Source organism: Paraburkholderia sp. WS6 (assembly GCF_030464835.1).
Lineage (GTDB): Bacteria > Pseudomonadota > Gammaproteobacteria > Burkholderiales > Burkholderiaceae > Paraburkholderia > Paraburkholderia madseniana.
In genome coordinates, this window is sequence record NZ_JALQCK010000021.1 from 55393 (window position 1) to 68913 (window position 13521).

The window sequence follows — 13521 nt, forward strand, 5'->3', positions numbered from 1 at the left end:
GCGTAGGTTTACCTAAGTCCGAGGCCTGGCGCCGAGGTCTCGCCAGGCAAACATCACGCAAGCGGTGGCGCGTTACGTTCCGCTGCGCCGATTTCACCGTCCGGCACGAACACGTAGCCGCGTCCCCAGACGGTCTGCACATAGCGAGGCTCGGACGGATCCACTTCGATCAGCCGCCGCAAACGCCAGATCGAGACGTCAAGACTGCGGTTGCGATGCACCTCGCTATTGCCGTGCAGTTTCTCCAGCAACTGCGCGCGCGTGAGTACGCTCATCGCGTGCGTGACGAACACCTTGAGCATCGCGAATTCGCTCGAACGCAGCGCAATCCGCTCACCGTCGCGGCGCAATTCGCGCGCCGGAAAATTCACCTCGAAACGACCGAAGCGATAGGGCGCGCGTTGCTCCGGCGCGCTCGGCGCAATCGTGCCGCGACGGCGCAGGACCGTGCGAATCCGCGCTACCAGCTCGCTCGGTTCGAATGGCTTGCCGAGATAATCGTCGGCGCCGAGTTCGAGGCCGATCACGCGGTCGATCGGATCGGCGCGCGCGGTCAGCAGGATCACAGGAATATCGTCGCCGGCGACGCGCAATGCGCGCAACGCGCTAATGCCGTCGAGCTCCGGCATCATGATGTCGAGCACGACCAGCGCGGGACGCTCGTCCTGCAAGCTGCGCTGCAGCGCCATGCCGTGTTCGAGCGTGGACACCTTGAAGCCACGCCCCAGCAGATATTCGCTGACGAGCTCGCGTATGACGGGGTCGTCGTCGACGACCAGAATGGATTGGTTCATCCAGGTCATCTTAGTGATCCACGCGCGCGGCGCAAAGCGCGAAACGCTTTCGAATCCTTTCTCGCGTAAGAGAAAGCAAGCAGGCCGTGCGCCTAGTTTGCCAGCGACGTCTGGATGGTCTGCATCGGCTGCCGGGCCAGATCGGTCTGATCGACCACCATCTTGTCGATCAGACCATTGAGCTTGGTCGAGACGGTAGAGAAACGGTCGGTGTTGAGGCCGCCGGTCTGGTAACGCGCGGTGACGAGAATGCGCCCGTGCTGGATCAGCGTCAGATCGATGATCGACAGATACTGGATCGTTTCGTCGCTGAACGAACGGCGGCCGTAATCGATCGCGGCGTTGTAGACGAGGCGCGCCTCGCATCCGGCGGGTGAGGTGCCCGGATTGTAGACGTCCGAACGAATGCCGCGCCGGTCGAGCGCAAGCTGCAGCGCCGGCACGAAATCGCCGACCGTCACAGTCTGATTCACTTCGATGCAGACGTTATGCACGTTCGCCGGCCGGCCGTTGACGAAGGTCGGCGACGAGTAGTTCGCCGCGATCGCGTAGCCGGCCTGAATCACGGAGCCGGTGGCGTCGGCCGCCGAGATCAGCGTCCACGCGCAGCCGTTCAGACCGAATGCGAGGGTCGCCGAGGCGGCGAGCCACGCACAAGGCCGCCGCAACATGACCCACGCGGCCATTGGGGCCCGCGTGAAAGCGTAAGCGCTCAAGCTCGGCATAGAGGTCATGATGCGGTGCCTGGTGGCGGTAAGGAAGTGCGGCGAATGACGACGGGTCCCAGCGGAAAAGCAGCGGAACGTGGCAAAAAACGGCCGACGCTCAGCGCGTGACGCGCAGGCGCAGTTCGTTTTGCCCTTGCACGCTGGCCGTCACGTTCACGCGCCGATCTTCGGTGGTCACGATGAAATGCTGACGCGTCGGCGTGTTGACGTCGTGCACGACGTTCGGAAAGCAGGCAGCGATATCGGCGCCGAATTCTTCGAGCGGATCGTTGACGACACCGTCGGCTTGCCAGTGTGCGCGCCAGTGGCAATCGTAGGCGTGCGTGTTGGCGCGGCAGTCGTCCACGGCCGATACGCCCGGCAGTTGCGCGGCAGCTTGCGCGTGCAACTGCTTGAAATCGGGTGCGTCGACGATGTGTTTGAGCGCGGGGCAAACATCCGCCGGCTCATTGGGCTGGGTGGCTTGCGCAGCGTACGCGGCGCTCGTGAGCAGCAGGGCTGCGCCAAGCGCAAGCGCTGCGCGCTGGGTCAAAGGATAGAAGCGGCGATCGAATGACATGTGCGGAGAGTCCAGTAGCAGGGAGGGGCGGGGCGGGCGGCGCATGGTACAGCCCGCACGACTATCGTCGCTGCTACAGGGGATTTTCAAAGCGCGGAACAGGTTGCCGGCTTCGCAAATGCTTTCGAACTGTTCTCGCGTGTTTCCGGATGTTGCGGCGTGCTGCCTAGCCGAGCGTCAGGCCGCCGTCGATATGGATCACCTGGCCGGTGATGTGACGCGCTTCGTCGGAGAGCAGGAAGGCGATCAGCGCGGCGATATCCGCGGGCTCGGCGACGTGACCGAGCGGTGTCGCTTCGGCGGCGCGAGTCCACACCGATGCATTATCGGCACTTGGGCCGCGATCTTTACGGGTATAGCCGGGCGCCACGCAATTGACCGTCACGCCATGCGGCGCAAGTTCGGCGGCTGCGGTTTTGGCCAGTGACTCGATCGCCGCTTTCGCCGCAGCCGTTGCGGCGAACGGCGCATCCACGCGATAGCGATGCGCGACGAACGAACTGAGCGCGACCACGCGACCCCGCTTCGAGGTTTCCAGGGCGGGCGTCGCACGCTTGACGAGCGCGGCGAACGCGGCCGGCATGGCGGCGAAGGCGGCGCTGAACACGTCAGCGTCGAGTGCGTTGAGCGTTTGCCGTTGCGCGTGGCCGGCGTTCGCTACCAACTGATCAAGCGCGCCGAAGCTCGCGAGCGTTTGATGAATCACGTGCTCGGCGGCGCCGCGTTCGGCGAGATCGCCGAATACCGTCGCGCAGCACGCGCCGTTTGCGCTGCAATCGGCGGCGACTTGTGTAAGACGCTGGCGCGCTTCGTCGTCGGCGCCGCGGGCGTGCAGCATCAACGCGGTGCGCGGCGCGGCGATGCGCCGGGCCAGTGCGGCGCCGATGCCGGAGCCCGCGCCGGTGATCAGGACGACCCGATCGAGTTCGGCACCGCTCATGCCGGTCGTGCTGCTCGCGTCACCGGTGCCGCTCATGTCGCTCGCGTTGTTCATGCTGTTCACGCGGCAATCGGTTCGCCCGAGCGCTCGACGTCGAGCGTTTCGCCATGGAACGCCGCCAGCGATTCGCGATGCGCGACGCTGACGATCGCCGCCTGCGGCAGTCGCTCGGTGAACAGGTGATAGAGGCGTGCTTCGTTTTCCGAATCGAGCGCGCTGGTTGCTTCGTCGAGGAACAGATAGTCCGGCTTATGCAGCAGCACACGGGCGCCGGCGAGACGTTGTTGTTCGCCCGGCGAGAGAACGCGTGTCCAGTGTCCCGATTCCTGCAGGCGGTCGGCGTATTCCGACAGGTGGCAGGTGACGAGCGCTTCGCGGCATTCTTCGTCGGTGTAGGTGTCAGCAGAGGACGGATAGGTGAGCGCGGCTTTCAGCGTGCCGATCGGCATGTAGCTGACCTGCGGGATGAACATCATGCGCGCGTTGACCGGCGCGTCGATCGAGCCGTCGCCGAACGGCCACAATCCTGCGAGCGCGCGCATCAGCGTGCTCTTGCCCGAGCCGGACGGACCACGAACCAGCCAGCGCGAGCCCGGCGTGATCGCGATATCGCGGATGCGCGACAGCGGGTTGCCGTTCGGCAGCGCAAGCTGAAGGCCGTCTGTGGAGAGCTTGTCTTCGTCGACAAAATGCAGGTTGATGCCGCCATGCGCGGTGGCGGGCGACACTGATTCCTTCAAACGCGGCGCATGCACGACGCGGCTGAATTCACGCAACCGGTTCACGGTAGCGCGCCATTCGACCAGGGTGCCGTAACTGTTGATGAACCACGAAAACGAATCGCTGACGGTACCGAATGCGCTCGAAATCTGCATCAGCACGCCGAACGTGAAAGCGCCCGCGAAGTAACGGGGTGCTGCCACCACCAGCGGAAAGATGATCGCGATCTGGCCGTAGAAGCTCAGCACGAAGGTGAGCCGCTTGGTGTACTTCATCACCTGCCACCAGTTGTCGCGGATGCGGCCAAACAGCGATTGGGTGTTCTTCTTCTCGGTCTCCATACCATCGTAGAAGGCGATCTGCTCGGCGTTTTCACGCAGACGGATCAGGCCGAAACGGAAATCCGCCTCGACTTTCTGTGCCTGGTAATTGATCGACACGAGCGGATGGCCGACCTTCTGGATGATCAGCGAGCCGATCACCGCGTACAGCGCCGCGGCCCACACCATGTAGCCCGGAATCTGTATCGGCATGCCGCCGAGCGAGACGGTCAGCGCACCGGCCAGCGACCACAGAATCGTGATGAACGACACCAGCGTGACGACCGTGGACAGCAGGTCGAGGGTCAGCGAGAGCGTGGTGGTGGCGAACGATTGCAGGTCGTCGCTGATCCGCTGGTCGGGGTTGTCGGCGAGCCGGTCGCGTTCGATACGGTAGAAGGCGCTGTCGTGCAGCCACTCGTTGAGATAGCGCGTGGTCAGCCACTGGCGCCAGCGGAAGCCGAGCATCTGGCGCAGATAGCGGCCGTACACGGCCAGAATGATGAAGCCGAACGCAAGCCCCGAGAACACCATCAGCAGATGCGGGAAGTCGTGGACGTTCTTGGTCTGCAGCGCGTTGTAGAAGTCAGCGCTCCAGCGGTTCAGGCGCACGTTGATCCACACGACGAGCAGATTCATCACGATGATCGCGATGAGCAGCCCCCACGCCGTTTTTCGTTCTTCGGAAACCCAGTAAGGTTTGATCAGGCTCCATGCGGAGACTTTTTCGTCCGGCGGCAGCGCGGGGCTGGAAGCGGTATTCGGTGTCATGAGCATCCTGGTGAAGTGCTGGCCCGTGCCGGGCGGGCCCCAGTCGGGCCGGCCCCACGGCGGGTTTGCGGTGCGTGCCCCGGGCGTCGTGCTCGACGAACGCACGTCCGGGTAAGCGCCCGATTCTGGGGCGAAGCCCTTAAGTGAAAATTAATTTCCGCTCAGAGGTCCCGCCTCGATGCCGCTGGCGCTCGGGCGGCGAAGCATGTCACCCGCGCGCCAGCGGCATCCGGTCCTGGCATTGTGCCAGAGCGTTGCAGTCGGCCGTATTGATGAATCGAAAGATAGTGACGGATCAATGGTGTGTGCCCGCAGAGGCCGTTGGTTTGCGGGCGCTGCGCCTTTTATGGTCTAATGACCTTCGACGAAACAGGGGTGCTTTGCCCACAGGCTGCGTGATTTTCATGCAGCGGCGGCGAGGCTGAGAGAGACCCTTTGCACCCGATCCGGGTAATACCGGCGCGGGAAGTTTCCGGAAGCAGCCAGTCTTCCATTCCCCGCCGGGCGGCGTCCGTCATTGGACGTGCATCTTGCCCGGCCGGCCTCACCCGCCGGTTTCGTCCTGGGTACGTGCGTTTTTTTGCCGTACGGAAAGGACTCGATGACCGCCTATTCTTCAGACATGTGTTTTGCTCGTCACCGCGCTTTCGTCGGTTGTGTCCGCGCGCCGTGCTGCTTTAGCGTTGCTTGCCGCTGTGACTCGGAGTGCGCGCGATGAATCGTTCTGCTCAACCCGATTTCGCCGTGCTCGGCGGTGGGCTGTGCGGGCGCCTCGTCGCGTGGCGTCTTGCCGGTGAAGGGCATCGCGTGGCGCTCTATGAGCGGGGCGATGCTGCGGGCTCGCAAGCCGCGGCCTGGGTCGCCGCCGCCATGCTGGCGCCGCTGGCCGAGGCTGCCAGTGCTGAATTGCTGATCACCCGTCTCGGCGCGAGTTCGCTCGACACCTGGCCGCGAGTGCTGGCCGAATTGCCCGAACCAGTGTTCTTCCAGCGCAATGGCACGCTCGTCGTATGGCATCACGCCGACCGCACCGAAGCGCCACTGTTCGAACGCCGCGTGCGCTCGAACGCGCCTGCTGAATTGCTCGACGGTGGCTTCGTGACGCTGGCGGGCGCTCAGGTCGGCGCCGCCGAGCCCGCATTGGCGGGCCGCTTCAACCAGGGCTGGTTGCTGCCGCGCGAAGGCCAACTGGATAACCGTCAGGTGCTGACCGCGCTCGCCGCGGGCCTCGCCCAGCGCGGTGTCGAAACGCACTGGAACACGCCGGTCGACGATCATGCGCTGCCGTCCGCACGCATTACGATCGACTGCCGTGGGTTGGGCGCGAAGTCTGTGCTGCCCACGCTGCGCGGCATTCGCGGCGAAGTTGTACGCGTGCATGCGCCCGGTATCAAACTGACGCGGCCGGTGCGCCTGCTGCATCCGCGCTACCCGCTGTATATCGCGCCGAAGCAGGACGATCTCTACGTGATCGGTGCCACCGAAGTGGAAGGCGAGGACATGTCGCCGGTCAGCGTGCGCTCGGCGCTCGAACTGCTCAGCGCGGCGTTTTCCGTGCATCCCGGCTTCGGTGAGGCACGCATCCTCGAACTGAATTCGCAGTGCCGCCCGACTTTGCCGGACCACCGTCCGGCCTTGCTGTGGGATGGCGCGCAGACATTGCGCGTGAACGGCCTGTACCGGCACGGCTACATGATCGTGCCCGAAGTCGCCGACGAAGCCGTGCGCTTCGCCGCGGCGCTGCTCGACGGCCGCATTGGCGACGCCGATGCTTTCGCCGACTGGCAAAGTGCCGCGCGCTGGAGCGAGCTGTTTCAACTGGACTCCACGCGGGAGCCGGCATGAGCGTTGCGCGCCTGCTCGCGAAATAACCGCAGGCACAACAAGCTCGCGCCGCTGCCCCAATCGATTGAACCGTATTCGAACACCATGGACATTCATATCAATCAGAAGCCGTTGTCGTTGCCCGAAGGCGCGACTGTCGCCGATGCGCTTGCCGCGTTCGGCGCGCGTCCACCATTCGCGGTCGCGCTGAACGGCGATTTCGTCGCACGTACCCAGCATGCGGCGCGCGCGCTGCAGCCGGGCGACAAGCTCGATGTCGTGCAACCCGTGGCCGGCGGTTAAGCCCCGCGCCACGCCTTGCCGGAGACCAGGATGATGCAAATGACTGCCCCCCAAACCGCCGACGCGCTCACGCTCTACGGCCAGACTTTCGCGAGCCGCGTGCTGCTCGGCACCTCGCGCTACCCATCGCTACAATCGCTGTCCGATTCGATCGACGCGGCGCAGCCCGGCATGGTGACCGTCGCGCTGCGCCGGCAGATGAACGAAGGCGGCGCCGAAGCCGGTTTCTTCGACCTGCTCAAACGCCATGGCGTCCCGCTGCTGCCCAATACCGCCGGCTGCCTGACCGTCGGCGAGGCGGTGACGACCGCGCATATGGCGCGTGAAATCTTCGAAACCGAGTGGATCAAGCTCGAACTGATCGGCGACGACTACACGCTGCAGCCCGACCCGGTCGGCCTGATCGAAGCCGCCACGCAGTTGATCAAGGACGGCTTCAAGGTGCTGCCGTATTGCACCGAAGATCTGGTGATCGGCCGCCGTCTGCTCGATGCGGGCTGCGAGGCGCTGATGCCGTGGGGTGCGCCGATCGGCACCGGCAAGGGCGTCATCAATCCGTACGGCCTGCGCGTCTTGCGCGAGCGCTTGCCCGACGTGCCGCTGATCGTCGACGCCGGCCTCGGCGTGCCGTCGCACGCGGCGCAAGTGATGGAGTGGGGCTTCGACGGCGTGCTGCTGAACACCGCCGTTTCCCAGGCGACGCACCCCGACGCAATGGCGCGCGCCTTCGCGCTGGGCGTCGAAGCGGGCCGCCAGGCTTTTCTGGCGGGGCCGATGGCCGAGCGCGAAAGCGCGCACGCGAGCACGCCGGTGGTCGGCATGCCGTTCTGGCATCAAGACGGGAGCGCCGCATGACGCAAACTTTGCCTTTGACCGGCCGCGACCTCTTCTGGCCGCCTGCCGATGAACTCACCGAAGCCGCCGAGCGGATCCGCGCCCGCCTGGGCGAGTGGCCGCCGACGCATGCACCGTGGCGCATCTGCCTGACCGCGCCGGACGAGCCGAACGGCGGAGACCTGATCATCGTCGCCGACGCGCAGCAGCATGGCGAGCAAGTGGCGCGCTGGCAGGTGCAGGGCGCGGGCGTGATCGTCGCCGCCGAGAACGCGGCGACGCTGCATCTGGGCGGCGAGAAATACAGTCTGGAAGGTCATCTGGCGGAAGACTGGATTTCCGCGCTGGCGGCGTTTCTGGACTGTGGCTTTGATCCACACGACGCGCTGGTTTTGGCGCTGGCGTGGCGCGACGGCGACGAAACCAAAGCGGACGACGCATTTCCGGCCGATATCGCGCACTTCCCACGCCTCGCCGGTCTGCCGGCCGCGCCGGCGCAAGCGTTCGCGCGCTGCCCCGACAGGCTCGGTCTGTACCCGGTGCTGCCGACCGCGGAGTGGGTCGAACGGGTGGTGGGTTTTGGCGTGAAAACGGTCCAGTTGCGCCGCAAATCGGCCGAACCTGCCGACGAACTGAAGCACGAAATTGCCCGCTGTGTCGCTGCGGGCCGTGAGCACGACGCCCAGGTTTTCATCAACGATCACTGGCAAGCCGCGCTGGAAGCGGGCGCTTACGGCGTCCACCTCGGTCAGGAAGACGTGCATACGGCCGATCTGTCGGCACTTGCCGCCGCCGGCATCCGCCTCGGTTTGTCGACGCACGGCTTCTACGAGATTCTGAAGGCACTGCATTTCCGGCCAAGCTACATTGCATTGGGCGCGGTGTTTCCGACCACCACCAAGGTCATGCCGACCGCGCCGCAGGGCCTCAAGCGTCTGGTGCGGTATGTACGCCTGCTCGACGGCGTCGTGCCTCTGGTGGCAATCGGCGGAATCGATCTGCAGGTGCTGCCGGGCGTGCTGGCGACGGGCGTGGGTTGCGCGGCCGTGGTGCGCGCCGTGACCGAGGCCGCCGACCCGGCTGCCGCTGTTTCTGCGCTGCAACATGCGTTTACGCAATAATCGTCAAGTTCAGTAAAGGGACAGGGCACCTCACGGCAGCATTTCCATGATGGCCCTATAATTCGGCCTTCCGTGTAAAAGGACTGTCAGTTTCGTGTCTTCCTCCCCCGAGACCTTACTCGAGCTGCGCGACGTCGACTTCGGTTATGGCGACCGGCTCGTCCTGTCGAACCTGAATCTGCGCTTCAAGCGCGGCCAGGTCGTTGCGGTTATGGGCGGCTCGGGTTGCGGCAAAACAACGGTGCTGCGTCTGATCGGCGGTCTGGTGCGCGCGCAGCGCGGCCAGATCCTGTTTCATGGCCAGGACATCGGCCAGCAGACGCGCGACGGCCTCTACGCGCTGCGCCGCAAGATGGGCATGCTGTTCCAGTTTGGCGCATTGTTCACCGATATGTCGGTGTTCGAAAACGTCGCTTTTGCCCTGCGCGAGCACACCGACCTCCCCGAAGAACTGATCCGCGACCTCGTGTTGATGAAGCTCAACGCGGTCGGGTTGCGCGGCGCGCGCGACTTGGCGCCGTCGGAGATTTCGGGCGGTATGGCGCGGCGTGTGGCGCTCGCCCGGGCGATTGCGCTCGACCCCGAGCTGATGATGTACGACGAGCCGTTCGCCGGCCTCGATCCGATCTCGCTCGGCATCACCGCGAACCTGATTCGCGCGCTGAATCAGGCACTTGGCGCGACGTCGATCCTCGTCACGCACGACGTGCTGGAATCGTTCGCGATCGCCGATTACGTCTATTTCCTTGCCAACGGCGGGGTGCATGCCGAAGGCACGCCGGCTGAGCTGCGCGCGTCGACCGATCCTACGGTGCGCCAGTTCATCGACGGCGCGCCGGACGGCCCGTTCAAATTCCACTATCCCAGCAAGACGCCACTCGCGGCGGACTTCGGCATTGGCGGAGGTCAGTCATGATCAGCGCGCTTGGTCGCTCGGTACTCGACGGGCTGGGCACGGCCGGCTACGCCACGCGGTTCTTCTTCCGGCTGCTGCTCGAGTTTTTCCCATTGCTGCGCCGGCCGCGCCTTGTCACGAAGCAGATCCACTTCGTGGGTAATTATTCGCTGGTGATCATCGCCGTGTCGGGGCTGTTCGTCGGCTTCGTGCTCGGCTTACAGGGTTATTACACGCTGAACCGTTACGGTTCCGAACAGGCGTTGGGCCTGCTGGTCGCGCTTTCGCTGGTGCGCGAACTCGGGCCGGTGGTCACGGCGCTCCTGTTCGCGGGTCGCGCCGGCACGTCGCTCACGGCCGAGATCGGCTTGATGAAGGCGGGCGAGCAATTGACCGCGATGGAAATGATGGCGGTGGACCCGGTGAAGGTGGTGGTGGCGCCGCGCTTGTGGGCGGGCATTATTTCCATGCCGATTCTGGCCGCGATTTTCAGCGCGGTCGGCGTGTTCGGCGGTTATGTCGTGGGTGTGCTACTGATCGGCGTCGACGCCGGCGCGTTCTGGTCGCAAATGCAAGGCGGCGTCGATGTCTGGCGCGACGTGGGCGCCGGGGTCATCAAGAGCGTGGTGTTCGGCCTCGCGGTGACCTTTGTGGCGCTGTTTCAGGGCTACGAAGCCAAGCCGACGCCGGAAGGCGTGTCGCGCGCCACGACCAAGACGGTCGTGTACGCGTCGCTTGCGGTGCTCGGCCTCGATTTTCTGTTGACCGCACTGATGTTCAGCTAAAACTGCGCTGCACGTTTCCGCTCGGCGGGCGCGCCTCGGTTTGCGCGTCACGGGAGCGGGAGCAGCGTGGCGGATTCACTTTGGGATGACGATGAAAAAGACTGCTCTCGACTTCTGGGTCGGCCTGTTCGTGGTGTTGGGTTTCGTGGCGTTGCTGTTTCTCGCGCTGAAGGCCGGCAACATGAGCTCGTTGTCGTTTCAGGCAACGTACCCGGTCAAGCTCAAGTTCGACAATATCGGCGGACTGAAGGCGCGCGCACCGGTGAAGAGCGCGGGCGTGACGGTCGGCCGGGTTGCCTCGATCGGCTTTGACAGCAATGCGTATCAGGCTGTCGTCACGATCGATATCGACAAGCAATACCCGTTTCCGAAAGACACGTCGGCGAAGATCCTGACCTCGGGTCTGCTCGGCGAGCAATACATCGGGCTCGAACCCGGTGGCGATAGTGAGATGCTTAAAGCGGGTGACACGATCTCGATGACACAATCGGCAATCGTGCTGGAAAACTTGATCGGACAATTCCTGTATAGCAAGGCCGCGGACTCGGGCGCATCCAAGCCGGGCGCGGGTTCGGCCACACCTGCGGCCGCCCCTGCCACGGCACCCGCGTCGGCGGCGCCGACTCTGCCCGCCTCTGGCGCGGCCGGTCAATAAGGAGAATAAAAATGCAGACCCTACGCAAACGAGGCGTGCGCACCGTCCAGATAGCGACCTTCGCGCTCGCGGCCGCTACGCTCGCCGGCTGCTCGACCGTGCAGACGCCGACCAAGGGCGATCCGCTCGAGGGCTTGAACCGCACCATCTTCACCGTCAACGACAAGCTCGATCAGTACGCGCTGAAGCCGGTCGCGAAGGGCTACGTCTTCATCACGCCGCAGCCGGTGCGCGACAGCGTCACCAACTTCTTCTCGAATATCGGCGACGTCTACATCGCGGCGAACAATCTGCTGCAGTTGAAGATCACCGATGGCGTCGAAGACATCATGCGGATCGTGATCAACACGGTGTTCGGCGTTGGCGGTCTGTTCGACGTGGCGACGCTCGCTAAATTGCCCAAGCATGACAACGACCTCGGCCTGACGCTCGGGCACTACGGCGTGCCGCCGGGTCCTTACCTCGTTCTGCCGCTGTTCGGTCCGAGCACGGTGCGCGACGCGGTCGGCTCGATCGGCAACTACTATGTGAATCCGCTCAGCTACATCAATCCGCCAGGCCTGACGTGGGCGCTGTACGGCGTGAACGTGATCAATACGCGTGCGAACCTGCTGAACGCGAGCGATGTACTGGAAGGCGCCGCGCTGGATAAGTACTCGTTCGTGCGTAACGCGTATCTGCAGCGCCGCCAGTATTTGTTGTCGGACGGCAAGCAGTCGCAGTCGCTGCCGAACTACGGCGACGAAGCGCCGCTGCCGAAGTACGACGACGTCGATAGCGGTGCGGCTGCGGCGCCAGCAGGCACGCAGGGTGCTGCCGCGAAAGCATCGGCTGCGTCCGGTGAGGCCGCCGCAACGCCGCCGCAAGCTGCTTCGGCGGCTGGCGCAACCACGGGCGCAACCGGCACGGCGGCTGCACCTGAAGCCGCCTCCGGCGGCTCCGAAACACCGCCGCTCGACCTGAACGGCGGTCCGGAAACGACGCAGATTCCGGCCGGCCAACTGGTTCCGCCGACGCGTTTCAACTTCCCGTCATTCAAATTGCGTTGATCGTGCGGCCGTAACACCTCGATACGACTCTCGCAGTTTGCGCATGGATTGCTGCTGAGCTCGCGTGTTAATGTCGGCTCCAACGGTTGCACTATTTTTAAGGCAAGCAAGGTTCGATATGAAAAAACTATTCCTGATTCCGTTGTTCGCAGCGCTGTTTTCGTTCGCCAGTGCCGGTGCCTCGGCGCAAACGGTGGACTCCAATTCGCCGGATGGCCTGGTCAAGACCGTCACCCAGCAGGTGATCGATGCGATCCACGCCGACAAGTCGATCCAGCAAGGCGACATCACCCACATCACTCAGCTCGTCAACGAAAAGATCCTGCCGTACACCGATTTCCGCCGCACCACGCAACTGGCGATGGGCCGCAACTGGCGCACCGCGACGCCGGAGCAGCAAAACGCCGTCGTCGAGCAGTTCAAGATGCTGCTGATCCGCACGTATTCGGGCGCGTTGGCACAAGTGCGCGACCAGCAGATCCAGTACAAGCCGTTCCGCATGAACCCGGACGACACCGACACGGTGGTGCGCTCGGTGGTGATGAACAACGGCTCGCCGATCGAACTCGACTATCGTCTGTACAAGACGCCGAACGGCTGGCGTGTGTATGACATCAACGTGCTCGGCGCGTGGCTGATCCAGGCGTATCAGCAACAGTTCAGCGAACAGATCCAGCAGAAGGGCGTGGACGGACTGATCCAGTTCCTCACGCAGCGCAATCAGCAACTGGCCGCGGGCAAGCAGTCGTGAGCGAAGTGCTGAACGCCGTCGTCGCCAGCCGCTTCGAAAGCGGCGCGACGCTGACCCACGAGAGCGCGAAAGCCGCGCTCGAGGCGGGTTTGCAGCGCATCGCAGCGGGCGCGACCGGCGTGGATTGCGCGCCGCTCGCGCAATTCGACTCGTCCGCGCTTGCCGTCCTGCTCGCGTGGGAGCGTGCCGCCCAGGCGCGCGGCATCGCGTTCGAGATCGTCAATCTGCCGGCTGGTCTCGCCAGCCTCGCACAAGCCTACGGCGTCGATACCCTGTTATGTCGACCGGAGTTAGCGCTTTAGCGGTTACTCCGGTCCCATGCTGCTTGCAGCGCGCGCGACATTGACGCTCCCCTAGCGTCACTTCCAATCGCCCCGGCCGAGCCGGGGCTGCCGATTTTTGCCCTATAATCAAACGTTTTTCGGGGCATATAACCGGCCCCAATTTCGTCCCTTCCAGCACTTTTGCGCCC

Annotated in this window: 15 protein-coding genes and 1 riboswitch; of the genes, 10 read left to right on the top strand and 5 right to left on the bottom strand. The window is 64.4% G+C overall.

Features of this window, described 5'->3' with window-relative positions; genetic code table 11:
* Positions 1–53: 53 nt before the first annotated feature.
* The 5 genes from M0D64_RS24000 to M0D64_RS24020 all read right to left on the bottom strand — a co-directional run bounded on the left by M0D64_RS24000 (position 54) and on the right by M0D64_RS24020 (position 4832).
* On the bottom strand, positions 54–794 hold the full coding sequence (locus tag M0D64_RS24000) for a response regulator (protein ID WP_266259518.1): 741 nt from the start codon (positions 792–794) through the stop codon (positions 54–56).
* Between the two features lie 92 nt (positions 795–886).
* On the bottom strand, positions 887–1528 hold the full coding sequence (locus tag M0D64_RS24005; protein WP_266259519.1) for a hypothetical protein: 642 nt from the start codon (positions 1526–1528) through the stop codon (positions 887–889).
* 91 nt (positions 1529–1619) lie between these two features.
* On the bottom strand, positions 1620–2081 hold the full coding sequence (locus tag M0D64_RS24010) for a hypothetical protein (protein ID WP_266259520.1): 462 nt from the start codon (positions 2079–2081) through the stop codon (positions 1620–1622).
* Positions 2082–2247: 166 nt separating this feature from the next.
* Entirely contained in the window at positions 2248–3021 is a 774-nt protein-coding gene (locus M0D64_RS24015; RefSeq protein WP_266259579.1) for an SDR family NAD(P)-dependent oxidoreductase, read from the bottom strand.
* 59 nt (positions 3022–3080) lie between these two features.
* On the bottom strand, positions 3081–4832 hold the full coding sequence (locus M0D64_RS24020) for an ABC transporter ATP-binding protein/permease (protein WP_266259521.1): 1752 nt from the start codon (positions 4830–4832) through the stop codon (positions 3081–3083).
* A 361-nt stretch (positions 4833–5193) separates the two neighbouring features.
* A riboswitch (TPP riboswitch) is annotated at positions 5194–5317 on the top strand.
* A 229-nt stretch (positions 5318–5546) separates the two neighbouring features.
* Here M0D64_RS24020 and M0D64_RS24025 point away from each other — a divergent pair.
* From M0D64_RS24025 to M0D64_RS24070, 10 genes are all read left to right on the top strand, one after another.
* Positions 5547–6677, top strand: coding sequence for an FAD-dependent oxidoreductase (locus M0D64_RS24025; RefSeq protein ID WP_266259522.1), 1131 nt, complete (start codon positions 5547–5549; stop codon positions 6675–6677).
* Between the two features lie 84 nt (positions 6678–6761).
* The gene (thiS, locus tag M0D64_RS24030; protein WP_028199627.1) at positions 6762–6959 is read left to right on the top strand and encodes a sulfur carrier protein ThiS; all 198 of its coding nucleotides are present in this window, start codon (positions 6762–6764) and stop codon (positions 6957–6959) included.
* 39 nt (positions 6960–6998) lie between these two features.
* Positions 6999–7814, top strand: coding sequence for a thiazole synthase (locus M0D64_RS24035; protein ID WP_054036603.1), 816 nt, complete (start codon positions 6999–7001; stop codon positions 7812–7814).
* Positions 7811–8914, top strand: a complete 1104-nt coding sequence (gene thiE / locus M0D64_RS24040; protein WP_266259523.1) for a thiamine phosphate synthase — start codon at positions 7811–7813, stop codon at positions 8912–8914. The genes M0D64_RS24035 and thiE overlap by 4 nt, the downstream gene beginning before the upstream one ends.
* Positions 8915–9008: 94 nt before the next feature.
* On the top strand, positions 9009–9830 hold the full coding sequence (locus M0D64_RS24045) for an ABC transporter ATP-binding protein (protein ID WP_266259525.1): 822 nt from the start codon (positions 9009–9011) through the stop codon (positions 9828–9830).
* Positions 9827–10594 carry a lipid asymmetry maintenance ABC transporter permease subunit MlaE gene (gene mlaE, locus M0D64_RS24050; RefSeq protein WP_054036607.1) on the top strand — a complete coding sequence of 256 codons (768 nt, stop codon included), beginning with the start codon at positions 9827–9829 and terminating at the stop codon, positions 10592–10594. Before M0D64_RS24045 ends, mlaE begins: the two co-directional genes overlap by 4 nt.
* Before the next feature lie 91 nt (positions 10595–10685).
* Positions 10686–11249 carry an outer membrane lipid asymmetry maintenance protein MlaD gene (gene mlaD, locus M0D64_RS24055; RefSeq protein ID WP_154560976.1) on the top strand — a complete coding sequence of 188 codons (564 nt, stop codon included), beginning with the start codon at positions 10686–10688 and terminating at the stop codon, positions 11247–11249.
* 11 nt (positions 11250–11260) lie between these two features.
* Positions 11261–12298 (top strand): VacJ family lipoprotein, encoded by a 1038-nt coding sequence (locus M0D64_RS24060; protein WP_266259526.1) that lies wholly within the window; start codon positions 11261–11263, stop codon positions 12296–12298.
* Between the two features lie 118 nt (positions 12299–12416).
* Positions 12417–13049, top strand: a complete 633-nt coding sequence (locus M0D64_RS24065) for a phospholipid-binding protein MlaC (RefSeq protein ID WP_154560980.1) — start codon at positions 12417–12419, stop codon at positions 13047–13049.
* Entirely contained in the window at positions 13046–13351 is a 306-nt protein-coding gene (locus M0D64_RS24070; protein WP_097390546.1) for a lipid asymmetry maintenance protein MlaB, read from the top strand. The genes M0D64_RS24065 and M0D64_RS24070 overlap by 4 nt, the downstream gene beginning before the upstream one ends.
* Positions 13352–13521: the final 170 nt, after the last annotated feature.

What these genes read in the sequence shown, in the direction of transcription:
- mlaE (WP_054036607.1), top strand. Translation starts at nt 9,827, where the DNA reads ATGATCAGCGCGCTTGGTCGCTCGGTACTCGACGGGCTGGGCACGGCC.
- thiS (WP_028199627.1), top strand. Translation starts at nt 6,762, where the DNA reads ATGGACATTCATATCAATCAGAAGCCGTTGTCGTTGCCCGAAGGCGCG.
- M0D64_RS24015 (WP_266259579.1), bottom strand. Translation starts at nt 3,021, where the DNA reads ATGAGCGGTGCCGAACTCGATCGGGTCGTCCTGATCACCGGCGCGGGC.
- M0D64_RS24035 (WP_054036603.1), top strand. Translation starts at nt 6,999, where the DNA reads ATGACTGCCCCCCAAACCGCCGACGCGCTCACGCTCTACGGCCAGACT.
- M0D64_RS24020 (WP_266259521.1), bottom strand. Translation starts at nt 4,832, where the DNA reads ATGACACCGAATACCGCTTCCAGCCCCGCGCTGCCGCCGGACGAAAAA.
- M0D64_RS24060 (WP_266259526.1), top strand. Translation starts at nt 11,261, where the DNA reads ATGCAGACCCTACGCAAACGAGGCGTGCGCACCGTCCAGATAGCGACC.
- thiE (WP_266259523.1), top strand. Translation starts at nt 7,811, where the DNA reads ATGACGCAAACTTTGCCTTTGACCGGCCGCGACCTCTTCTGGCCGCCT.
- M0D64_RS24005 (WP_266259519.1), bottom strand. Translation starts at nt 1,528, where the DNA reads ATGACCTCTATGCCGAGCTTGAGCGCTTACGCTTTCACGCGGGCCCCA.
- mlaD (WP_154560976.1), top strand. Translation starts at nt 10,686, where the DNA reads ATGAAAAAGACTGCTCTCGACTTCTGGGTCGGCCTGTTCGTGGTGTTG.
- M0D64_RS24010 (WP_266259520.1), bottom strand. Translation starts at nt 2,081, where the DNA reads ATGTCATTCGATCGCCGCTTCTATCCTTTGACCCAGCGCGCAGCGCTT.
- M0D64_RS24025 (WP_266259522.1), top strand. Translation starts at nt 5,547, where the DNA reads ATGAATCGTTCTGCTCAACCCGATTTCGCCGTGCTCGGCGGTGGGCTG.
- M0D64_RS24065 (WP_154560980.1), top strand. Translation starts at nt 12,417, where the DNA reads ATGAAAAAACTATTCCTGATTCCGTTGTTCGCAGCGCTGTTTTCGTTC.
- M0D64_RS24000 (WP_266259518.1), bottom strand. Translation starts at nt 794, where the DNA reads ATGAACCAATCCATTCTGGTCGTCGACGACGACCCCGTCATACGCGAG.